The organism is Vibrio sp. R15-SG3-ISO1A (assembly GCF_059833955.1).
The window spans coordinates 13,142-36,303 of sequence record NZ_JCBDGH010000041.1 but is presented as its reverse complement, the minus strand read 5'-3'; the positions used below and the strand labels follow the sequence as shown (position 1 = coordinate 36,303).

Annotated in this window: 19 protein-coding genes; 10 read left to right on the top strand and 9 right to left on the bottom strand. The window is 49.5% G+C overall.

Features of this window, described 5'->3' with window-relative positions:
• Positions 1-117 precede the first annotated feature (117 nt).
• A complete protein-coding gene (locus AC6R0L_RS06435) occupies positions 118-282 on the bottom strand; it encodes a hypothetical protein (protein WP_500628629.1) in 165 nt (54 codons plus the stop codon).
• Positions 283-406: 124 nt separating this feature from the next.
• Here AC6R0L_RS06435 and rnm point away from each other — a divergent pair, with 124 nt between their 5' ends.
• The 4 genes from rnm (at position 407) to AC6R0L_RS06415 (ending at position 5,544) form a co-directional block, all read left to right on the top strand.
• The gene (rnm, locus tag AC6R0L_RS06430; protein WP_500628628.1) at positions 407-1,270 is read left to right on the top strand and encodes an RNase RNM; all 864 of its coding nucleotides are present in this window, start codon (positions 407-409) and stop codon (positions 1,268-1,270) included.
• A gap of 45 nt (positions 1,271-1,315) precedes the next feature.
• Positions 1,316-1,936: an L-threonylcarbamoyladenylate synthase gene (locus AC6R0L_RS06425; protein WP_500628627.1), complete on the top strand. Its 621-nt coding sequence runs from the start codon at positions 1,316-1,318 to the stop codon at positions 1,934-1,936.
• 108 nt (positions 1,937-2,044) lie between these two features.
• Positions 2,045-2,989, top strand: coding sequence for a 23S rRNA pseudouridine(2605) synthase RluB (gene rluB, locus AC6R0L_RS06420; RefSeq protein ID WP_500627567.1), 945 nt, complete (start codon positions 2,045-2,047; stop codon positions 2,987-2,989).
• Between the two features lie 281 nt (positions 2,990-3,270).
• Entirely contained in the window at positions 3,271-5,544 is a 2,274-nt protein-coding gene (locus AC6R0L_RS06415) for a bifunctional diguanylate cyclase/phosphodiesterase (RefSeq protein WP_500628626.1), read from the top strand.
• A 60-nt stretch (positions 5,545-5,604) separates the two neighbouring features.
• On the opposite strand, the gene cydC is transcribed toward AC6R0L_RS06415, so the two are convergent.
• The 3 genes from cydC to trxB all read right to left on the bottom strand — a co-directional run bounded on the left by cydC (position 5,605) and on the right by trxB (position 10,204).
• Complete coding sequence (cydC, locus tag AC6R0L_RS06410; protein WP_500628625.1) at positions 5,605-7,326, bottom strand: heme ABC transporter ATP-binding protein/permease CydC; 1,722 nt, start codon at positions 7,324-7,326, stop codon at positions 5,605-5,607.
• Entirely contained in the window at positions 7,319-9,106 is a 1,788-nt protein-coding gene (gene cydD / locus AC6R0L_RS06405) for a heme ABC transporter permease/ATP-binding protein CydD (RefSeq protein ID WP_500628624.1), read from the bottom strand. The genes cydC and cydD overlap by 8 nt, the downstream gene beginning before the upstream one ends.
• 129 nt (positions 9,107-9,235) lie before the next feature.
• A complete protein-coding gene (trxB, locus tag AC6R0L_RS06400) occupies positions 9,236-10,204 on the bottom strand; it encodes a thioredoxin-disulfide reductase (protein WP_487901195.1) in 969 nt (322 codons plus the stop codon).
• Between the two features lie 386 nt (positions 10,205-10,590).
• Between trxB and AC6R0L_RS06395 the strand changes: the two genes are divergently transcribed.
• Complete coding sequence (locus AC6R0L_RS06395) at positions 10,591-11,250, top strand: 2OG-Fe dioxygenase family protein (protein WP_500628640.1); 660 nt, start codon at positions 10,591-10,593, stop codon at positions 11,248-11,250.
• Positions 11,234-12,469, top strand: coding sequence for a cysteine desulfurase-like protein (locus tag AC6R0L_RS06390; RefSeq protein ID WP_500628623.1), 1,236 nt, complete (start codon positions 11,234-11,236; stop codon positions 12,467-12,469). The genes AC6R0L_RS06395 and AC6R0L_RS06390 overlap by 17 nt, the downstream gene beginning before the upstream one ends.
• A 125-nt stretch (positions 12,470-12,594) precedes the next feature.
• Here AC6R0L_RS06390 and AC6R0L_RS06385 read toward each other — a convergent pair whose 3' ends face one another.
• Positions 12,595-13,419 (bottom strand): DUF2797 domain-containing protein, encoded by an 825-nt coding sequence (locus tag AC6R0L_RS06385; protein ID WP_500628622.1) that lies wholly within the window; start codon positions 13,417-13,419, stop codon positions 12,595-12,597.
• Between the two features lie 219 nt (positions 13,420-13,638).
• Here AC6R0L_RS06385 and AC6R0L_RS06380 point away from each other — a divergent pair, with 219 nt between their 5' ends.
• The gene (locus AC6R0L_RS06380) at positions 13,639-14,937 is read left to right on the top strand and encodes a GGDEF domain-containing protein (protein WP_500628621.1); all 1,299 of its coding nucleotides are present in this window, start codon (positions 13,639-13,641) and stop codon (positions 14,935-14,937) included.
• Positions 14,938-14,942: 5 nt separating this feature from the next.
• On the opposite strand, the gene AC6R0L_RS06375 is transcribed toward AC6R0L_RS06380, so the two are convergent.
• From AC6R0L_RS06375 to AC6R0L_RS06365, 3 genes are read right to left on the bottom strand one after another with little or no spacing between them, the layout of a single operon-like run.
• Positions 14,943-15,755, bottom strand: coding sequence for a SanA/YdcF family protein (locus AC6R0L_RS06375; RefSeq protein ID WP_500628620.1), 813 nt, complete (start codon positions 15,753-15,755; stop codon positions 14,943-14,945).
• Complete coding sequence (locus tag AC6R0L_RS06370) at positions 15,728-16,057, bottom strand: DUF3392 domain-containing protein (protein ID WP_334552775.1); 330 nt, start codon at positions 16,055-16,057, stop codon at positions 15,728-15,730. Before AC6R0L_RS06370 ends, AC6R0L_RS06375 begins: the two co-directional genes overlap by 28 nt.
• Before the next feature lie 43 nt (positions 16,058-16,100).
• Positions 16,101-17,789, bottom strand: coding sequence for an NAD-dependent malic enzyme (locus tag AC6R0L_RS06365; protein ID WP_500628619.1), 1,689 nt, complete (start codon positions 17,787-17,789; stop codon positions 16,101-16,103).
• Positions 17,790-17,967: 178 nt separating this feature from the next.
• Between AC6R0L_RS06365 and AC6R0L_RS06360 the strand changes: the two genes are divergently transcribed.
• The 3 genes from AC6R0L_RS06360 to AC6R0L_RS06350 all read left to right on the top strand — a co-directional run bounded on the left by AC6R0L_RS06360 (position 17,968) and on the right by AC6R0L_RS06350 (position 21,629).
• A complete protein-coding gene (locus AC6R0L_RS06360; RefSeq protein WP_500628618.1) occupies positions 17,968-20,298 on the top strand; it encodes a DEAD/DEAH box helicase in 2,331 nt (776 codons plus the stop codon).
• A 202-nt stretch (positions 20,299-20,500) separates the two neighbouring features.
• Positions 20,501-20,878 (top strand): transporter, encoded by a 378-nt coding sequence (locus AC6R0L_RS06355; protein WP_334552424.1) that lies wholly within the window; start codon positions 20,501-20,503, stop codon positions 20,876-20,878.
• A gap of 82 nt (positions 20,879-20,960) precedes the next feature.
• On the top strand, positions 20,961-21,629 hold the full coding sequence (locus AC6R0L_RS06350) for an outer membrane beta-barrel protein (RefSeq protein WP_500628617.1): 669 nt from the start codon (positions 20,961-20,963) through the stop codon (positions 21,627-21,629).
• A 135-nt stretch (positions 21,630-21,764) separates the two neighbouring features.
• Here AC6R0L_RS06350 and AC6R0L_RS06345 read toward each other — a convergent pair whose 3' ends face one another.
• Positions 21,765-22,955, bottom strand: coding sequence for an amino acid aminotransferase (locus tag AC6R0L_RS06345; protein WP_487901205.1), 1,191 nt, complete (start codon positions 22,953-22,955; stop codon positions 21,765-21,767).
• Between the last annotated feature and the right edge of the window lie 207 nt (positions 22,956-23,162).

Here is a 23,162-nt window from a genome sequence, read left to right as displayed (position 1 = left end):
CATCGGTTTACCCAATCGAGATTTGGCAAAAAATGCCTACTCTTTAAACACTTAAACCAGAATTGTAAACAACAAAAAGCCCGCATTGGAGCGGGCTATGACACGATGAAGAATCGATTACTTACGTGCAACTGCCCACTTAGCCTGTAGCCAAGTGCGCCACCACACCATAACGTGCGTTGCAAACGTGGTTGGCAAACAAAAAATCGTATCCACCAGAACGCGAATCGCATCGGTAGCGATCACTTTCACATTCTGATTTAGGTTAATTTCTTGTAACATAGTGTGCCTTGACTAAAAATAGTACGCCTTAACGTTTTGCCGGTTAGCGAGCTAACTCAACGACTCTGAATTTATGTACTAGTTAACTAGTGCAAAGGTAAAAAGTCAACCAAAAAATGAAAATATGAGAATTGATTTACACAGCCATACCACCGCCTCAGACGGTCGACTCAGCGTCACTGAACTGATCGACCGAGCGCTAGGCTTTAACATTGACGTATTGGCGATCAGTGACCACGATACGGTTGAGGCGCTCGCACCTGCCCGCGCCTACATCCAAGAGCAAGCGCTGCCCATTACCTTAATCAATGGAATCGAGATCTCTACCGTATGGCAGAACAAAGACATTCATATTGTCGGGTTGAATATTGATCCTGATGCCTCGTCACTAACCCAGTTGATTGAGCAGCAACAGCAGCACCGTGTCGGTCGAGCGCAGCTCATTGCGCAGCGTTTAGAAAAAGCGACCCGCGAAGGCATATTTGAAGAGGTGAGTGCCATCGCGGGCGACGCGCCCATCACTCGCGCGCATTTTGCCAAGTGGTTAGTGGATAATGGTTTTGCGAAGACGATGCAACAGGTGTTTAAAAAATATCTAACACGCGGTAATCCCGGCTACGTGCCGCCCAGTTGGTGCTCAATGTCTGAGGCGGTAGAGGCCATTCACGCCGCGGGTGGTCAAGCGGTACTCGCTCACCCCGGTCGCTATGACTTAACCGCCAAATGGTTGAAGCGGCTGTTGGCGGCATTTGTGGAAGCCAACGGCGATGCAATGGAAGTGGCTCAGCCACAACAAAGCCAACAAGAAAGACGCAATTTGGCCGATTATGCTATACAATACAAACTATTAGCTTCCCAAGGCAGCGACTTCCATTATCCTTCTCCTTGGATGGAACTGGGGCGCAATCTATGGCTGCCTTCTGGCGTCGAACCAGTATGGAAAGAGTGGGGCTTATCGCTCACTGATGACCTTACTGGCCAAGACTAAACATGATGTGTTATAGAGTCGTGAGACTCGATATTGAGGATTATTATGAGCCAGTTCTTTTATGTTCACCCAGAAAACCCGCAAGCGCGCTTGATTACCCAAGCGGTCGCTATCATTCGTAACGGCGGGGTTGTGGTTTACCCTACCGATTCTGGTTATGCGCTTGGCTGCCAACTTGCAAACAAACAGGCACTTGAACGTATTTGTCAAATTCGCCGTTTGGACGAGAAGCACAACTTTACACTACTGTGTCGAGATCTCTCTGAGTTGTCACTCTATGCTCGAGTGGATAACACCGCCTTTCGCTTGTTGAAAAACAATACGCCAGGTCCGTACACCTTTATCTTCAAAGGCACGAAAGAAGTCCCACGCCGTTTGATGAACGCAAAGCGAAAAACCATCGGTATCCGTGTCCCTGATAATCGCATTGCTCTGGATTTACTCGAAGCGTTAGGCGAGCCTTTGATGTCAACCTCGCTTATCTTGCCGGGCAACCAGCACACTGAATCAGACCCGGAAGACATTCGTGATAAGTTAGAGCATGCAGTGGATGTGATCCTCAACGGTGGATACCTAGGCGAACAGCCCACCACAGTGGTCGATTTTAGTGATGGTGACCCAGTCATCGCACGCATTGGCGCAGGGGATCCGCAGCCGTTTGAGTGATCAAAAAAACGTGATCTTTGGCAAGGATTTTGAGATAATATGCGGCCGCGATTTTTGGGTCGCACTTTTTTATTTCGACGTCTGTGAAGACGACACATAGGTAAATCAATGAACGAAAAATTACAGAAAGTTTTAGCACGAGCTGGTCACGGATCGCGACGCGAGTTAGAAGCTTTAATCAAAGCTGGCCGCGTGAGCGTTAATGGCGTTGTCGCTAAACTTGGTGAGCGACTAGAAGATGAGAACGCCATCGTTCGTATCGACGGCCACACTGTCAACGCTAAAGCGCAAGAAGAAGTGATTTGTCGCGTACTAGCGTACTACAAGCCGGAAGGCGAATTGTGTACTCGTCATGACCCTGAAGGTCGTCGCACTGTATTTGACCGTTTGCCTAAGATCCGTGGTTCACGTTGGATCTCAGTAGGGCGTCTGGATGCCAACACCTCGGGTCTGCTGTTGTTTACCACCGATGGTGAGCTCGCCAACCGTCTGATGCACCCAAGCCGTCAAGTAGAACGTGAGTACCTTGTACGAGTCTTCGGTGAAGTGAACGAAGACAAAGTGAAAAACTTGGTTCGTGGTGTTCAACTCGAAGACGGTTTAGCCCGTTTTGAGGATGTGGTTTACGCGGGTGGTGAAGGTATGAACCACACCTTCTATGTGGTGATCAACGAAGGTCGAAACCGCGAAGTTCGTCGTTTGTGGGAGTCTCAGGACTGTACCGTTAGCCGCCTGAAACGTGTGCGCTATGGTGATATCTTCCTCGACAAAAAACTGCCTCGTGGCGGTTGGATGGAGCTGGATCTCAAAGAAGTGAACTACCTGCGTGAATTGGTGGAGCTTCGTCCTGAAAAAGAAACCATGTTGGATGAGAACAAAGCCAACACCTCACGCAAACGTGAGCGCTCACGCAGCCAGAAGATTCGTCGTGCCGTGAAACGTCATGAAGAGCGCGTCAACAGTGGCGGTGGTCGTAGCAACAACCCTGCACGCCGTAAGCCACGCAAAGGCGCAACCGAGCAGTCACCTCGTAAAAATACCCGTCAGCGTTGATACCACAGGTGTTAATGTGTAGGTATCACTGATACATCTATTGATTGATGCCATTGTTCAATTTGTGAAAGCAGCCGAGTTAGGCTGCTTTTTTTTCATCAATTTATGACTAACCTTAACTTTAGAGTGAAAACTGATACTTATCTCAATTGTGATGGGTGAAGAGAGACAAAGAATCGTATAGTGTGTTCGATCTATTTTAGGTCGGTGAGCTATGACGCTTTACACTATCCTTAAACAGAACGGAAATAGAGCCGCGGCTTGTCAGGGATCTTAGACGTATGGCATTGATTAAAAAAAATATTTGGTTAGCGTTTTATTTTATTCTGGCTCTATGGTCAGTGATAAGCGCGATCGCTGCCTATATGTCGTACCAAGACTCCTATGAAGATATTACTCAATCGCAAGTTAATCTCACTCGTTTGACCGCGCACGCATTCAAGTCATCCCTCACCCAGTACCAAACCATCATAGATATTGTCGGCAGTGAATTATCACGATTGGATTTTGAGCACGATCTCGACCATATCAATGCTGTGCTCGATGATACCACCGGGATTGAAAAAACCATTTTAGCGCTGGCGCTGTTTGATGTAGAGGGCTATCCGCTCACGAGTTCGCCGCGGATGGTGGATGGGCACACCAACTATCTGCGCGATAATCCTGAAACCAAATTGACCTTCGAGAAAACCCTCGCAAGTGACGAAGCGGTGATCGGGCGTACCTATTTTCACAAAGACATTGGCGAGCTTATTATCCCTTTTCGCAAAGCCATTCGTGACGAAAAAGGTGTGCCTAAGTTTGTCTTGTCCATTTCTATCTCACTCAAAGGTGGCTTTGAGTACTTCTTGACTAATAAAACAAAAATGGAAATTCACAGCTTTGATACCTTCTTATTTCGTGAAAATGATCGTTACTTCCAGATTGCGCCAATGGAGCGCATTTACGATCCGCAAGTGTATCTATATCAAGTACCACAAGAGGAGATCGATCGCAGTATACAACGTTTAGAAGTTATGACGGGGATGACGTTTGAAGAGATAAAACAAAGCAACGACGTTTATATTAACGAATTGGCCTCTCCATCAAGGCAATCATACGCTGCCAGCACTTACATCAACAAATACGATCTTTGGATAACTACTGAAGTGAAAAAGAGCGTCATAATGGCGCGATTTGTTGAGAAATTGCCTAATCTTATCGCTCTCTATGTGGTGGCAGTGAGTGTGATGTTTTTCCTATTTCGTAATATTGCGCTCAGTGAACAGCGCAAGCAACAAGAGCTTGCTCACCAAGCGAACCATGACTATTTAACCGGTATTGCCAATCGCTATAGTCTCGAGCGTTATTTATCGGGGTTGGATAAGCACGCTCGCTACAGCCTGCTGTGTATCAATGTCGACAGTTTTAAATTGGTCAATGACAACTTTGGTAACCCGGCAGGGGATGCGGTGCTGAAAAACATCGCCAATCGTTTAGTGGCCAGTGTCGGTGAAAAGCACGCGGTGTTTCGCTCAGGTAGTGACGAATTTGTTGTAGTGGCACATACGTTAGACAGAGAAGCGCTCGATGCCACCATTGATCTTTGCCGAAGCTGTTTTACCCAAGCGTTCCTCTATCGTGACTACGAGATTGTGTTAAGTTGCAGCATCAGCGTCGCCTCATCCGGTCAAGACGATGTCGATGCAGAAGCGGTCAAGCGCAACGCCGAACTGGCGATGTCACACGCTAAACAGACACGCAACGGGATTGTGTTTTATCAGCCGCGCTTTCTCACTGAGCACCTGGATAAGAGTAAAATCGAACTCGAACTCAAACGAGCGATTGAGCGCGATGAGATTTATATGATGTATCAGCCGCAATTTACCTCAAGTAAAACACTTAAAGGGGTCGAGGCGTTAGTGCGTTGGGAGCACCCTGAACTGGGTTTTGTACCACCGGATAAATTCATTCCTGTGGCTGAAAACTGTGGCTATATGAACGAACTCGGTGAGTTTATCGTGCGCCGCACGTTAGCCGAGCTCTCTGAGCTGTTTGAGGCTTTGCAGGTGGAGCTTGATGTCGCGATCAATGTTTCCGTTAAGCAGTTTCAAAGTATGCAGTTTATTCCAATGTTGGAACAGGCGATTGAGGAGCGACGCTTTAACAAACAGCGGTTGATTGTTGAGATCACGGAGAGCGTCTTAGCCGACGATTTTGAGCGCATTTGTGCCTTGCTCAATGCCCTAAAAGCCGAGCAGATACGTGTCTCATTGGATGATTTTGGTACCGGTTACTCTTCACTGAGTGTACTTAAACATTTCCCCATTGACGAAGTCAAAATCGATAAGAGTTTTGTCTCAGATATGTTGGTAAGTGAGTCCTCTTATTCTATGCTGGCTGGCGTGTTAGGCATGGTGCAAAAATTGGGGATGGAAACGGTCGCCGAGGGGATTGAATCAGAAGAGGAAGCGGGGGTGTTGAGGCGTCTCGGTTGTGATGTCTTCCAAGGTTATCACTTTGCCCGCCCGATGAAATTAGAGGCCCTTCGCCGCTTTATCCTCGACAACCGATAAGCTACTTCGCAGCACATCTAAAACACAACGGCAGCTTGTGCTGCCGTTGTGACTGATGGTTTAGAGCGTTTGGGTCAACTGATAATAACGGCCTTGTTGTTCGAGCAATGAGGCGTGGCTGCCATATTCGACCACTTGACCTTGCTCGACCAGACAAATGGCGTCCATCTTATCCAAATGAACCAGTCTGTGGGTGATAAACAGGACGGTTTTGCCGACAAAGTGCTGCTCAAACAACGTCATGATCTGTTGTTCAGTTTGTTTGTCTAGCCCTTCCGTTGGTTCATCAAGCAGTAAAATCGGCGCATCATGCAGTAGCGCGCGGGCAATCCCGATGCGACGCTTTTCGCCGCCGGAGAGTTGTCTGCCCCCGTCCCCAAGCCAAATATCTAATCCTTGAATGTCGAGCAGTGCAGCAAGGCCAACTTTATCCAGTGTCGCGCTGAGCTCGGCATCATCGGCCTCTGGCTTAGCCATCAATAAGTTATCACGCAGAGAGCCGTTCAGTATGTCGACCCGTTGGCTGACCACACTAATAGCATCTCGCAGCTGTGATTCACTCCACGCCGCTATTGGGCGCCCAGCGAGGCGTATCTCACCTTGATTGACATCCCAGTAGCGGTTGAGTAACTGAATCAAGGTCGATTTACCACTGCCGGTTTGGCCGACAATGGCGACACGATGTTGAGAAGGTATGGCAAGGGTAACGTCTTTAAGCACCCTCTGATGGCTATCAGGATAAGAGAAGCAGACCTGCTCATACTCGATGGAAAACTCGCCGTCATGAGCCACCTCTTGGTCAGGAAAGACCACATCCGGCGTAGACAAAATAATGTCATTGAGACGTCTTGCTGAAGTGAGCGTTTGGCCTAAATGCTGGAAAGCCGAGGCAATTGGCATTAGAAGCTCAACACTGGCCATGGTGGCAAAGACCACCAACGCAATTTTAGGATCAGGCGACAAGCCGCCCACACCATCCGCCGCCAACCACAGCATTAAGACTAACGTCCAGCCATTGACCAGCAGTAACAGCGCTTGCGCTAACCCGGAAACATGAGCGTTGAGGCGCTGATTGGCAAGCAGTTTGTATTGGGCGTTGAGGATCGCGTCTCGGTAGCGCCGATTGGCGCCAAATAACGTCAGTTCGCTGTAGCCTTGCAGCCAGTCGAGCGTAGTAATGCGAAGATCCGCTTTATGTTGTGTCAGCTCGCGGCCATTGCGTTTGCCTAACTTATAGAACAAAACAGGCCAGGTGAACAAGACCACTAATAGAATGGCGCCTAGCGTTAAGCCTAACTGCTGATCAAACCAAGCGACCAGCGCAGTGAGACCAAAGATACCGAGGGTACCAACGATCATTGGGCTAACCAAACGTAGGTAAACGTGATCCATCGCATCAATATCAGACACTAGGCGGTTGAGCAGATCGGCATCGCGCAAGTTTGACACTCGGCCCGGAATGAGCGGTGCGAGTTTGCTGAAGAAGAAAATACGCAGATCGGTGAGCAGCTTAAAGGTGGCGTTGTGGCTGACCACGCGCTCACCCCAGCGTCCTGCGGTGCGTCCCATGGCAAATCCACGCACAAACGCCCCGGGTAACATGTAGTTGAAGGTTTCCCGCGCAATAGTCAATCCGGCCACGGCGGCGGCAGACAAAAACCAACCGGACAGTGTTAATAGGCCGATTGAGGCAAACAGGGTAAGCAGTGCCAGTAGCATACCGAGCGACAAGCCAAACCAATGCTTTTTATACAATTTGAGGTAGGGGGCTAATTCACGCATCCAGGTTCCCCTTATCGGTGTTTGTCATAGACATACTGGCGTCCAACATCTGCGCAAAGCGTCCTGGTTGATGGGCTAAGCTGGCGAAGTCCCCACATTGAATCAACTGACCTTTGTCCATCACTAAAATCTGATCCACATTCTTTAAAGGCGTGAGTTGGTGAGTGACCATCAAACAGGTTTTGTCTTTGATTTTTGCATCCAGACCTTGCATAACAAGACGTTCGCTACGTGCATCTAAGCTGGCGGTTGGCTCATCGAGGAGCCAAAATGCACCGTCTTGAATCATAGCTCGCGCCAGGGCCAAGCGCTGCGCTTGACCGACGGACAAGCCACCGCTTCGGTCTGTCACGACATACTCTAACCCGTGATGCTCGACAAATTCGCGGCTGAAAGATTCATCAAGCGCGCCATCCAGTGCTTGTTGGCTCGGCTTGTTGACCCCAAGCGTGAGATTGTCATAAATGCTGCCGTGCAGCAGCAGTGGGTTTTGTCCTACCCAACTGATCTGCTCGCGCCAGTGCGCCAAATCCAACTCACTGCGCTCAATGCCATTAATGGTTAAACTGCCTTGGTAAGGAAGGAAGCCGAGTAGGGCGTTAATCAGGCTTGTTTTCCCCGCACCGCTCGGGCCGACGAGTGCGCAGGTTTCCCCTGCTTTTAGTTCGAAACTGACAGGGCCGAGCAGCGCCGTACCTTGCGGAGAATAAACGCTTAACTCAGTGGCCTTAATGGTTATCTTGGCTGATTCTGTCAACTTGCGATCGCCCGATTTTACCGAAGTGACATCGGTATTAAGAAATGCCACGATGCTTTCTGCAGCGCCAACGGCTTGCTGTTTACCATGATAAAAGGTCCCTAGGTCACGCAGCGGTTGGTAAAACTCCGGAGCGAGAATTAATACAAATAGGCCAGAAAATAGGGTGGCGCCCGCGCCGTAGTCACCGAAATTGAGCTCACCAATAAACGCGAAGCCGAAATACACCGCAGTGAGGGCGATAGAGATAGAGGTGAAAAACTCCAATACAGCCGAGGATAGAAACGCAATTTTCAACACGTCCATCGTGCGGGTACGAAACACTTCAGATGCGCCGCGCAGCGTGTCGGTTTCTGCGCGCGTGCGATCAAACAGTCGAATGGTGGTCATCGATTGTAAGCGGTCATAAAAATGGCCAGACAGACGTTGCAGCGCCTTGAAGTTTTTGCGGCTGGCATCCGCCGCTTTGATGCCCACTAAGGCCATAAACAGAGGCACAAGGGGGGCGGTGATCAGAAATATCAGCCCGGCTGCCCAGTTGACAGGGAAGACCACTACTAAGATAACAAGCGGTATCAACACGGAAAGGGCCATTTGCGGTAAGTAGCGGGCGAAAAAGTCGTGCATATCTTCGACTTGTTCCAGTAACAGCGTTGCCCACGCCCCAGCAGGCTTTCCTTTGATATACGCAGGGCCGAGTTCGTCGAGCTTGTCGAGAATCAATTGACGAATATAAACGCGAATCTGTTCGCCGCAGCGAAAGCCGGCGATCTCTCGTCCCCAAGCGCACAGCGCACGCACAACGACAGTGGCGGCGAGACCGGCGAAATGGGGCATAAGTTCGGTTTTATCGACGTGTTCGATAATAAGAGCATGCAATATGTGAGCGAGGAGTGATGCACCAATCAGCAAAAATACGCTTGAGAGCACACCAAGGCCAACGGCAATCATCAACCAGCGCTTGGCTTGGCGACTTTGCTGCTTTAGCCATTGATTCAAGCTACGCTGTTTCTTTTTATCCATGGTAAAGGCTTAATGAGAATTATTATTTTGATTTAAGCCGCGCATTATACAAAAGAAAACCTCGCGGGAATACCGCGAGGTTTTAGGGATTTGAGATAAGCGCCAAAAAGCGCCACAAGCGATTGGCCGTTAGGCTGATTGTGTATCCGCGAGTCCATCCAGGTAGCGCTCTGCATCTAACGCTGCCATACAGCCCGTTCCCGCAGAGGTGATGGCTTGACGGTAATTGTGATCCATCACATCACCTGCTGCAAAAATGCCAGGGATGCTGGTTTGGGTTGCGTTCCCCTCTAGACCCGATTTCACCACGATGTAGCCATCTTTCATTTCAAGCTGATCAGCGAAAATGGCGGTATTGGGTTGGTGACCGATGGCGATAAATGCCCCCATTACGTCGATTTGCTCAACCGCATCGGATTGGGTGTCCTTGATGCGTACGCCTGTTACGCCCATGTCATCGCCAACGACTTCGTCAAGAGTACGGTCGGTGTGCAGCACAATATGGCCGCTTGCCACTTTATCCATCAAGCGTTTGATGAGGATCTTTTCCGCTCGGAACGTATCGCGGCGGTGAATCAAATGCACTTCAGAGGCGATGTTGGATAGGTACAGCGCTTCTTCAACCGCGGTGTTACCACCGCCCACGACGGCGACTTTCTGGTTACGATAGAAGAAACCGTCACAGGTCGCACAGGCGGAAACACCGCGCCCTTTAAACGCTTCTTCTGACTCCAGACCAAGGTATTTTGCCGACGCGCCAGTAGAGATAATAAGAGCATCACAGGTGTAGTGACGGCTGTCGCCTTTGAGCGTAAATGGACGCTGACTGAAATCCACTTCATTGATGTGATCAAACACAATCTCGGTCTCAAAGCGTTCTGCGTGCTCTTTCATTCGCTCCATTAAACCGGGTCCGGTGAGACCTTCAGGATCGCCAGGCCAGTTTTCTACTTCCGTTGTGGTGGTCAACTGACCGCCTTGCTGCATGCCGGTAACCAGTACTGGGTTAAGGTTGGCTCGTGCGGCGTAAACCGCTGCCGTGTAGCCAGCAGGGCCAGAACCGAGAATGAGTAATTTACAGTGTTTTACGTCGCTCATTTGTGCTCCATCGCGGTGACGCTTATTGATTTTTAACTTCTCGATTATATGGGTCTAAGCACGGCGTTAACAAGGTCTGTCACTGGAATAAATGGTTATAGATTAGATCAACAAGGGTGGAGTGTGGGCGCAAAAACAGCCACTAACTCTTTGATTACAAGCATCCTCTTCAATTTGACTAGTGAACCGTGCTGGTTTTCTCATCTTCCTTTGTTATCAAATGGTTTACTTCACTAACTATTAATTATTAATTGGATAAAAATTTTGTATTGTTAATATTGTTGGATGTAAATGCCAAATAAAGTTGATTTAACGGGATATGTGCGCAAATAATAAATGTAAAATATATGTTACAAAAATTGCAGTGTATCTTCATTAAGGAGTCGATGATGCTACATAACCATGAAACAACTCTACAATTAACTCAGCTTAGTAAGGAGGCGATTCAACAACTTGCGCCTTCCTTTTCCCATCTACCGCACACTGAGCACGCCGATGGTCAGTATCGTTTGCGTCGCTACTCCGTGGTGGCTTTTCGTGATGGACAAGTGGTTGATCTGGATAAGCATGAGTTTATGCAAACCAACGATATCAACCGTTTTCAAGGGGATGTAGTGCGTCAATTCGAACCCATTGAAGCCTCGACCTTGCAAAGTGATGGCATGAGAGAGATCTGTGAGGTGTTTGTCGAATCGAACGGTTTGGCCAATGGTCAGGAGATCGAAATTCATCAAATCCGTATTTCTGCGGTTTACGACGAAACCCAAGTGGCGCCAGAGGGCGTCCACCAAGATGGCTTTGACCATATTGCGATGGTCGGGATGGGCCGCCACAATATCGAAGGGGGTGACATCATGCTCTACAACAGCTTCAATGAAGCGCCGTTTTTTAGAAAAACCTTACAAAGCGGTGAAGTGGCGATGCTGGCTGACAACAAACTTTGGCACAATGCGACGCCGATTCGCACCGTGATAGAAGGAGAAGAAGGGCATATGGATGTGTTTGTGTTGACGGCAAAGGATGCGGTAAATGAACTTCACTCCTAATTTAGTCCGCTCACAATTTGGTGCCTTAAATCAGATCCACAACCAATTGCCAGTCATCTTTCTCGATGGTCCGGGAGGCTCACAAGTGCCATTTTCGGTGCTGGAAGCGATGCAGGGTTACCTTGGTCAATACAACGCCAATTTGGGTGGACACTATTTCTCCAGTCAGCACACGACCTCGTTGATGGCTAAAGCGCGGGAGACCGCCGCTGCGCTACTCAACGCGCCTTCGGCCGACAATATTGTCTTTGGGCCCAACATGACCTCTCTCACTTTTCAGCTTAGCCGCGCCATCAGCCGTGACTGGCAAATCGGCGATGAAGTGATTGTGTCAGCGCTGGATCACTACTCGAACGTCTCTAGTTGGCAACAAGCGGCGCAAGACAAAGGTGCGGTGGTTCATCAAGCACGCGTCAATCAAGACGATTGCAGCTTAGATATTGACCATCTGCTCACGTTACTTTCACCGCGAACTAAACTGGTGGCGCTGACTTTGGCGTCGAACACCACCGGTTCTATTGTGGATGTCAAACGTGTCGTTGAGGCAGCGCAACAAGTAGGTGCTATGGTGTACGTTGACGCAGTGCATTACACGCCGCATCACTTGGTGGATGTCATTGCACTCGGTTGTGACTTTCTTGCCTGTTCCGCCTATAAGTTTTTTGGTCCTCATGTCGGCATAGCGTATGTAGCGCCAAAATGGTTGCAGGCACTAACGCCTTACAAGGTGGGGCCCGCAACAGACTTAGGCCCCGGTCGCTTTGAGACGGGTACGCAAAACTTTGAAGGCTTGGCTGGGCTGATTGCCGCGGTGCACTATCTTGCTCAGTGGGGCGAGCAAGGCGATTCGTTGCGTGACAAATTGGTGGCTTCATTTCGTCAATACAATCAGCATGAAACGGCGCTCAACGAGCGTTTTCTCTCTCGTTTGGATGAGCTACAAGGTGTCACCTTGTGGGGGCGGACTCATGCAAGCAGTGAGCTGCGCACGCCGACCTTTGCCTTAACCTTTGATGAATTTACGTCAGAAGAGGTCGCGAAACGTTTAGGTGAGCGCAACATCTGTGTCTGGAGCGGCCATTTTTATGCGCTGGGTTTGGTGAGGCAATTAGGGCTTGAAGCCAGTGGTGGTGTATTGCGTGTCGGTTTTATGCACTACAACACGCTACAAGAAGTGGATCTGTTTTTTGACGAGCTAAAACGCATTCTCAATCCATAGCACATCGCCACACTAACCTTTAGAAAAAAGCGCCAAAGGGCGCTTTTTGTACGTCGGGATTAGGTAGGCACAATGACTATGCGATCCACTCATCATTAAGTCTGATAATGCGGTTGGGGCAGTGATTATGCACTCACTTCCACTTCGTATGAGGTGAATTTACGAATATTGATCACACCTGTGTCAAAAATCATGTATTGACCTTTGATGCCTTGTAGAACGCCACTCACGACCGGCTCTTTGTCAAAGTTGTGCGAGGTGATCTTAGTCGGGTGCTTTGTCACGGGGTAGTGAATCGGAGTGATCTGGCTCGGTAGCACCTCAATGGCGTCGTCACCAAATTGTTGTTTGATCTCGGCGATCTTCTCTTCAACCAGCGGCAGTAGCTCGGCAAACTTCTCTTCCAGCGCTATTGGGGCACCGTCTTCTTTAAGCAGGGTTCGCCAGTTGGTTTTATCAGCAATGTGTTTGGCCAATTCCACTTCAATCAGACCAGAAATATGGCGCGTTTTCACTTTAAATATGGGAAGACCTTGCGTGGCCCCTTGGTCAATCCAGCGGGTTGGGATCTGGGTGTGTCTGGTAATACCCACCTTGAGACTAGAGGTATTGGACAGATACACATAGTGATCGACCATGCAGTTCTCTTCGCCCCACTGCGGCTCACGGCAGGTGCCTTGATCATAATGGCAGGTTTCTGGCTTCATGATGCACATATCACAACTGGCCAGTTTTTTCATACAGACAAAGCAGTGACCTTGTGAGTAACTTTTTTTGGTTTTCTTGCCACACGAACAGCAAAAGATGTTTCCAGTGTGCGTTAGGGTCAGCGTTTGACCGATGAGTGGGTTGAGTGCGACAGATGACTCACCGACAGGCAGTGAGTATTGGACTTGTTCTCCCAGCGATGCCGTCATTTTGCTGAGGGTGCCTTTTACGATTAGTGACATGACATTACTCTGTTTTATTTTTTATCCGCATGGCTTACGCCAAATACGTGTTCGGCCTGAGTGTAACAGAAAACAGGATGGGATTCTTGCCACCATTTTTCGCGACATTGGCCGAGATTCTCGGGCGAATGTGTGACATTGAGTCAAGGATAATGTCGCATTGTGGTAGAGTCTGTCTCATACTTTATTGACTCTTTTCGTTATAGCTATGGGTGTAGATTGAAAGCAATCCATAAAACGGTATTTGGCCTTGTGGTGCTGACCTTAGTGGTGGTGTTGCTGTATGGGATATATGGTGACCGGCGAGTGTTAGCCGTGACGCCCGATGCGTATTCGTTTTATCCGACCAGTGATCAAGGCCAAGGCGGACGCTCTCAAGCATCGTTGGCGATAGAGTCTCAGCGCAGCTTACTCCAATGCAAAATTCGCTCCTCGGAGAAATACCGTTGGCCCTATTGCGGCGTCTCTATTCATATTGATAGCCGGCCTGATATCGGGCTTGACCTGAGCCATTATCACACCATCAAACTTGCTGTTTCACTCACAAATCAAGAGGGTGAAAGTGTGCCGATGCGCTTTTATTTGCGCAATTTTAATCCAGCCTATTCAACCATCGATGATGAGTATACTCACAAATACAACGGGCTTGAGTTTCTGCCATCTGCTTCAGCGCAAGAGATGACATTACCCAAAGCCAATTTACAAGTGATGACGTGGTGGCTGGCGGATTTGGATATTCCTATTGAACATGCCGCGCCTGAGTTTACCAATGTGAATCGAATTGAGTTTGCCACCGGGTCAGGCATGGACGAGGGCGACTACACTCTGGTGATTGAGCGCATTGAATTCATCGGGGAGTATGTCTCTGGCGAAACCTTGATGGCGCTATTGTTGGCCTGTTGGGTGGGCTTAGCGCTGTCTTACAGCATGTACGAAATTAAGCGAAGTCGCCTTGCCATTCAACGAGTCAAAGCGCGCCAACATCACTTACACGCGATGAACCAATCGTTGCGCGCCAAGAACATCGAATTTGCCGAGCTTGCTCATCGCGATCCCCTTACCGGCGCGATGAACCGCCACGCGATCCGAGATTGGCTCAATGAGTATTATGATGATCTGCCGATAGGCGGCAAAGTGTTGTCGATTCTCTATTTGGATATTGACCATTTTAAACAGGTCAATGATGAGTATGGCCATGCCATTGGCGATGACATTTTAAAAGAGTTTACAATGGTACTGCTGACGTCGCTTCAAGCAGAGCAGCGTTTGGTTCGTTGGGGCGGCGAAGAGTTTGTGGTGTTCTGTCCGGGGATGAATTTGCTCGACACCTACGAACTTGGCGAGCGGCTACGACGTAAAGTTGAGGCGCACATTTGGGTGCACGGTGACCCGCTCACCACCAGTATTGGTGTGGCAACACTGGGCGCAGAGCGCACTAATGAGATGTTGATTCGTGCGGATGAAGCGCTCTATAAAGCCAAGCGCAGTGGGCGGAATCGTGTTGAACTGAGCGAGTAGTGGCGTTATTGCGCTGGTTCTGCGTCGCCGCCCGCTGCATCTAGATACTCGAACAGCGGTTCGTCGAAGTCGTCACTCTCTACCTGTTGTTCGACGGGCTCGGCGCTGGCCATAATTGGCTCTTTGGGGCCAAGAAATTTAGGCTTGGCGTTAGTGATGTAAAGGTCCAACACCGCTTTTGCCCGCGCAAACACTTCTCTTAAGCGCACCTTAGATCCCGATTGATCCGATGGGCCTGCGACGGCATAACAGCGGGCGTTGATTTGGTGATAGTTGGCAATGAACAGCGCGCGTTCACAGTGAAATTTCTGGGTGATGATTAAGAAGTTATCGGTATCGAAAATCTCTTTGGCTCGCACCACAGAGTCAAGGGTTCGAAAACCCGCGTAATCGAGAAAAATGTGGTTTTCAGGGACGTTGGCGCGCAAAAGATCGCGTTTCATCGTCCAGGGCTCGTTATACGAACGGTGGGCATTGTCACCGCTGAGCAAAAAATTCGATACTTTACCTTGATCATAAAGGGCGATCGCGGCGTCAATACGGTTGATGTAGTATGTGTTGAGTATTTTACCGAGGTATTTGCTCGTTCCGAGAACCACGGCCACATCAAATTGGTCAATCTGCTCCGCGCTGGTAAACAACTGCTCGCGAGTTTGCATCGATACCCAACGATCGATCGCGACTAACGCGATGGCGAGCGCAATCGTGGCCAATAGCAGCCATTTCACCAGTGATTTGATAATTCCCAGTGTGTGTTCGGTGGTTGAGCGGCGGTGAAACAGTTTACGCACTAAATTTGTCGATTCCTTTGAGCCCATAATCCTATGATGATGAAACAGAGTATCACGATGGAAAACATCATCCCAGGTTGGAGATTTCTCAGTGTCATATTGAGGTAAGGCGTTGCTTTTACGATGATTAAGCCGTAACCAAACGCATTAATCAAGATAAACACTGCGGTGCGGATTAAGAAATGGTAAGGGCGTAACCAACGTCTCAAAAGCGCGTTAATATCACCCCCTCCCATGACTAACAAACAGGCGATGAGAGCAGTGGATATTTCACTGAGGTAGGGCAAAAGCCCGCGACCCAATGGGTCAAGATAGTTAAATACAATCATCATAAATAAAAGCGCCCCTGCTGAGCAGAGGCGTTGAGACGGGTTAGAATGCAGTACGTTTGTAGCGGCGGTAAACTGGCTGCCAGAAACTATTATCAATCGCTTCTTCTAGCGCTTCGTCAGTAATCTCAAGGGCGACCCCTTGTTCAATGGCTTTTTTGCCCACGGCGAAGGCAATCTTCTTCGATACAGAATGAATCGCTTCGAGCGGCGGCAGCAGCGCCCCTTGACCATTAATCGCCAGCGGTGAGCAGGTCGCCAATGCGCGGCTTGATTCCATCAGCATTTCGTCTGTCACTCGCTTAGCTTGTACGGCAAGGACACCCAAGCCGATGCCTGGGAAGATATAGCTGTTGTTGCACTGTGCGATCGGGTAGGTTTTGCCGTCCAACACCACCGGCGCAAACGGGCTACCTGTTGCAACCAGTGCTTCACCATCTGTCCAGCGAAGGATGTCGTTTGGCGTCGCTTCCACGCGGCTTGTTGGGTTCGACAGTGGGAACACAATCGGGCGAGGGCAGTGCGCGTGCATCTCTTTGATCACTTCTTCACTGAACAGCCCTGGCGCGCCTGAAACGCCGACCAGCACGGTCGGTTTGGCGTTGCGCATCACATCAAGCAGCGAGAAGCCCGTCCCTTCAGATTGCCACGCTTTGGTGTTGCTGTGTTTTTGTACCAAACGCTGTTGGAAATCGAGTAGATTTGGCATGCCTTCTTGAAGCAGGCCCCAACGGTCGACCATGTAGACTTGAGAGCGCGCTTGCTCATCAGAAATCCCTTCAGAGACCATTTGCGCGATGATCGCTTCAGCAATGCCGCAGCCAGCCGAACCTGCGCCTAAGAAGGTGACGCGTTGCTCAGAGAGTTTGCTACCAGCTGCCTGACACGCGGCCAACAACGAGCCCACAGTGACGGCTGCAGTGCCTTGAATGTCATCGTTAAAGCAACACACGCGGTTTTTGTATCGTTCAAGCAGTGGCATTGCGTTCTTCTGCGCGAAATCTTCAAACTGAATCAACGCGTCAGGCCAGCGGCGGGCGACGGCTTGCATAAATTCTTCAACAAATGCGTCATACTCAGCACCAGTAATACGCGGATGACGCCAGCCCATATACATAGGGTCAGCGAGGCGTTGCGGGTTGTTTGTACCCACATCCAATACGATCGGAAGCGTGTAGGCAGGGCTGATGCCGCCACATGCGGTGTAGAGCGCCAATTTACCAATAGGAATGCCCATGCCGCCAATGCCTTGGTCGCCCAAGCCGAGGATACGTTCGCCATCGGTCACCACGATCACTTTGACGTTGTGGTTCGATGCATTGTTGAGGATATCATCAATGCGATCTCGATTGGCGTAAGAGACGAACAAGCCTCGTCCGCGACGGTAAATATTGGAAAAATTCTCACATGCTGCCCCAACGGTTGGGGTGTAGATGATCGGCATCATCTCTGAGACATGATTTTGCACCAAGCGGTAGAAGAGCGTTTCATTAGTGTCTTGAATGTTGCGCAAGTAAATGTGCTTATCCATGTCACTTTCGAAGCTTTTGTACTGCTGGTAAGCGCGTTCAACCTGTTCTTGAATGGTTTCCGTGGTTTCGGGAAGTAAACCTTCTAAGTTAAAAGAACTGCGTTCTTCTGCGGTGAACGCACTGCCTTTGTTGAGCAGAGGAGTGCTAAGAAGTGCTGGCCCTGCAAAAGGGATATAGAGTGGGCGTTTATCGTTATTCATCACATGCCTATAAGTAGGGTGTTGGCCAATGGACCTTTGGAACTAGGAACCTGAAAATGATAGGGATTCGCAAACCTAAAGTAAACCGAATATTAAACGCACGCACAGAGGGTGTGAGGTTGGGCTTTACCTCGATGCTCGTTATACTCACCCCTTTTACTATCAGCGCTCATCAACTATGTCATCGTTACCCATTGATCACTTAAAAACCGAGTTTCTCAAACGCATCCAGCACACGGATTTGGTGGTGGAAGCGCAAACTGGATCGGGAAAATCGACCCGTTTGCCTCTGTGGCTCAGTGAACTAGGTCGAGTGCTAGTTGTCGAGCCAAGGCGCATTGCCTGTACCTCGTTAGCGCAGTTTCTTTCAACCACTACCGAGAGTGAGCTTGGTAAAGAGATAGGCTATGCCATTAAGCTAGACAACCGCTACGACGACAAGACAAAAGTGGTGTTTGTCACTCCGGGCGTCGCACTGCGTTGGTACAGTGAGAACCAATTGGCCGATTTCGATTACATTGTGGTGGATGAATACCACGAGCGCCGCTGGGATACCGATTTACTGGTTGCCTTGCTTCGCCGCCCAAGAGCGCAAAAACTGGTGGTGACGTCAGCGACGCTGGATGGTGAAAAGCTTGCGCGTTACCTCAGCGCCGAACGTTTATCGGCAGAGGGTCGAGTGTATGAGGTCTCCCTTTGTCATCGTGCTACTCACTCGCAACAGTTGCCAGATGGACGTCGGTTAGACGAGCGAGTGTTCGAGGAGGTAGCTGCGATGCGCGATCTCGATGGTGACATTCTGGTGTTTCTACCCGGGCGTAAGGAGATCGCACAATGTGCCAGCCGACTTGCGCAATTAGAGCAGATTATCGTTGCGCCCTTGCATGCGTCTGTTACTGATCATCAACGAGATGTCGCCTTGACGGTACAAGCCAAGAAAAAGATCGTGCTGGCGACCAATGTGGCGGAAACGTCGTTGACCATTGATAACATCGGGCTCGTCATCGATAGCGGACTTGAGCGCAGAACCGAGCAACGCAATGGTAAAACGACCTTGAGTTTAAAAGCGATCTCAAAAGCGAGTGCCAAGCAGCGAGCGGGGCGAGCAGGGCGCGTGATGGAGGGCGTCTGTGTGCGTTTGTATGGTGAGCATGCTGCGCTGATTGAGCACACCCCACCAGAAATGCAGCGCGAAGCCCTGACCGAAGCCATGTTAGCGGCGGCGGTGTGCGGCAAGCCTCTGTCACAGCTGGATTTTTTAGAGCCACTACCAGAACGTTCGCTGAATCAAGCGGCGTCACTTCTTCGCGCGATGCAAGCGGTGGATGAGAAGGGCGTGGCGACGGAGCACGGTAAGCGACTCTATCCTTTACCCATTGACGCGCTCTATGCCGACCTTGTCTCACGTATGTCGAAAAAAGCACTCAAAGAGGCGATGATTGATATGACCGCAGTGCTCGCCACGCCGGCTTCATTGTACAAACTGACTGCGGATGAGGAGCGTCTGAGCAAGTTGGATCAGCAAGAGCCGCTAGGCTGTGATGGCGCCTTGGCCATTGGGTTAGTGCGTGGCAAGCGATATACCGGAGTAGAAGTCGACGACGCTGCTCTTGATGAAGCTCAGCGGTTATCCATGCAAATGCGTGAGCTGTTTGAATTACCTCAACTTGAGGTGGCTTCTCGCTATCAACACAGCGAGCTGATTGCGGAAATCGCACGCTTGCACCCAGAGCTCGCGTTTGTGCGTCGCTTAAAACGACCAGACGCATTCGCTAATGGAGAACTGGAGGTACAACTGCCTCGCCAGCACCGCCTGAAAGCGCAGACGCAGGCAGCACTGGTCTTAGATACGCACAGCTTACCGGGGCGAGGCGTCAAACAAACGCTGAATCTGGCGACGTTTATTCTTCCTTTGGCGTTAGACACCTTTGCAACGTTAAATCTAGGTGAGTGGCGAGAGGGTGAAGTGGTGGAGGGTGAGCAAACCCAAGTCACCCTTGAGCTGGTGTATGCAGGAAGAGTCGTGGCTACTCGCCTTGAAGAAGCGACAGGGGCACTGGCGATGACGCCGCTCATGGACGCGGTGTATGCGCAGCGTGTGTTGCCAGGATTTGCTCACAAGATGACCAAAGCGATCAAGCATTACGTGCTCTACCAGCAGTTGGCGGGTGAGGAGGCGCCAGTGGTGACATTTGAATCTTGGTTCCGAGAACAGCTGGCGCTACTTGAACTGTCGAGTGTCGAAGAGCTCGCCCTATTTAGTGAAGACGACTTCGCGTTCGAAGGTATTCCGTATTGGGAGTATGAAGAGTTTGCTCAGACGTATCCGTTTGAATGTCATCTCGGTGATTTAAACCTGCGTGTCGAATACTACCCGACAAGAAAATGTGTTGAGGTGATTTATGACTCGGGATTGAGGAAAGGCGACCCAAAACGTTGGGAGTTGCCAAAGTGGCAAGGGTGGCGCGTTCAATATCGCAAAGCAAGTCGAGTCGTCGATATTCGCTAGGATAAATTTCGCTGCTGAAAATATTTCTAGCCAATATCCAGCTTGTCTCGCTCTTGTACAGCAATTGTTACCGTATTGCTTTTTATATAGCTGTTTTAAACGAAATAGAGCTATAAAAGACCAATCTTCTATATCCTATTGCTATATGCAACCGAATCATTGATATTGAGTGTAACGTGTTGCCATGTGTACGGGGGATGATATGGAACATCAAAATAGCGCAAGAGTAGAATTTGACTACACGTCGTTCTTAAGTGCCTCATGCAGTAAAAAGTGGACATTTCTCGAAGCGATGAGCACTTTTGCCCCGATCTTTAGCCTTGCATGGAAAGACACCATCAAAGAGACGGTATCGGTTGAGGATAGGCTGTGGGACAACGCGCTAAAATCACTCTCAGCAAATCGCAGTGATGAATCCAATATTGTTATCTTGTTGGAACTCGCAAAACTTGAAGGGATATCTGAACTCAAGTTGGTGATGCCCTACGAATTGGAGCCGTCTCAAATCGAGCGAGTGTGTCGCCAGTCGCATGCTAAAATCGAATCTAATCAACAAGATGAGCTGATTATTACTTTGTAGATCAGGCGCACGCAGCCGTGATGAAATTTGCGCTATAGTGAAAATATTGAGTGAATACTTTCATGGAGCGTAAGTAGTAACAATGAAACGCCATCTCACATCTTCTCTTCTCGCTAGCCTTGTCGCTTTGCCGATGAGTGTATGGGCTGAATCTTCACCGTCAGCGCCTTCTTCAAACTGGCACAACCACTATGATTACTTGGGTGCGTACCTCAGTGCAGGCTCAATGGATCAATCTGACGCCGATAGCAAAGTGACCGATCTCACCGTCGCTGGCCGCTGGGCTGTCGGGGAACACTGGTTTACTCAGCTCGATTATTCCGCGCGTTTTTTGCACCCAGACGACATCACCACTAACCTTTATACCCTTCTGCCAGGCGTCGGCTATCGTATTGCGGCCAGTGACAAACTTGATCTGTTTGCAATGGGTAAGTTTGGTTACCTATGGGCTTCGCAAACCGATGATGCGACGGATGATAAATTTTACAGCGATCATGGCGGCGTATGGGGCGCAAGTATCGGTGCTCAATATGCGTTATCGACACATTGGAAATTGGAAGGCCAGGCGCAGTTGACGCGCAGTAACATCGTTGATGAGCAGAGCTATTCCATCAGTGCGCATTATCGCGTCAGTCAACGTTTCGTTCTGGGCGGCTTTTACACTTATCGTGACAGTGATTATGATACTGCAAGCCAAGCCGGTAGCGCGCAAACCAACGAAGCGGGCGTGTCACTGCGATTTCTGCTCTAGCCTAGGCGACTGTCCCGCAAAATAAAGCGCTTATCGAGACGAGAGTATTTGGCGAACTAGCGCACCGATAAACCCCACAAACAAAAATAGCCAGCGTATCTGCTGGCTATTGTCTATCCACTTATCACTACCGAATTAAAGTACGGCGGCGATTCCCTGACAAAGTGGCAGCATGTTTGAACGTGTCATGCCTGCAACGCTGATGCGGCCAGAGCCGACGATGTAGATAGCAAACTCATCTTTTAGTCGCGCGACTTGCTCTTTGCTGAGGCCAGAGAACGAGAACATGCCGTTTTGACGTTCAATGAAGCTAAAGTCAGCATCGACGCCTTGCTCTTTCAAGGTCGCAACAAACAGTTCACGCATCGCTTGAATACGGTCGCGCATCTCTTTCACTTCCGCTTCCCACTCGGCACGAAGCTCGGCGTTGCCAAGAATGTGCGTGACGACAGCACTGCCGTGTGCTGGTGGGTTCGAATAGATCGAACGGATGATGGCTTTGACTTGAGAAAACGCAGTTTCAGCGATTTGCTCAGTTTGTGCTACTAAGGTGAAAGCACCCACACGCTCGTTGTACAGACCAAAGTTTTTAGAGAACGAGCTCGCGACCAAAATTTCTTTGTTGTATTGAGCGAAAATACGTAGACCTTCCGCATCTTCTTCCACGCCTTTAGCAAAACCTTGGTAGGCGAAGTCAAACAGAGGGAGAAGTTGTTTTTCAGCAACCAGCTTTGCAAGAGTTTCCCACTCTTCCAATGTTGGATCGATGCCGGTTGGGTTGTGGCAGCAGCCGTGCAGCAGGACAACATCACCTGCAGACGCGTTGTCAAGATCGGCGAGCATTGCTGCGAAATCTTTGTCTTTAGTTTCGGCGTTGTAGTAGCTGTATTGCGCTGTTTCGATGCCTGCGGCGGTAAATACGCCGTTGTGGTTTGCCCAAGTAGGGTTACTGATCCAGATCTTCACATCGCCCAATTGACGCTTAATGAATTCGCCAGCTACACGTAGCGCGCCTGTACCACCAGGGGCTTGCGCTGTTTTAGCCAGTTTGTTCACGACAATGTCCGACTGCTCGCCAAACAGCAACTTTTGTACGGCAAGACCGTACTCTGCTGTGCCTTCAATCGTTAGGTATGACTTGGTTTTTTCAGTTTCGACCAGTGCAGCTTCCGCTTTTTTTACCGTGGCAAGAACAGGGGTTTCGCCTTGTTCATTTTTGTAGATACCGACGCCAAGGTTAATTTTTTCAGCGCGTGGATCTTTTTTAAACTCTTCAGTGAGTCCAAGAATAGGATCTGCCGGAGCAGCTACAACTTTTTCAAACATAATCGTCATCCATGTTAGTCGAAGGGAGGCGTTAATAAACTTGGTTATTTATACCTTTCTCCTAACAGCCATACAACCGACAATTCAGGGAAAAATGAAGAAAAGTTATATTTGGTCAATTTTTAACATCAACGCGCCTTTTTCTTGGGTTAAGTCCTCCCCTGAAGAGGAAAAGCGGGTCGCAATTTTTATGAGAAAGCGAAAAAA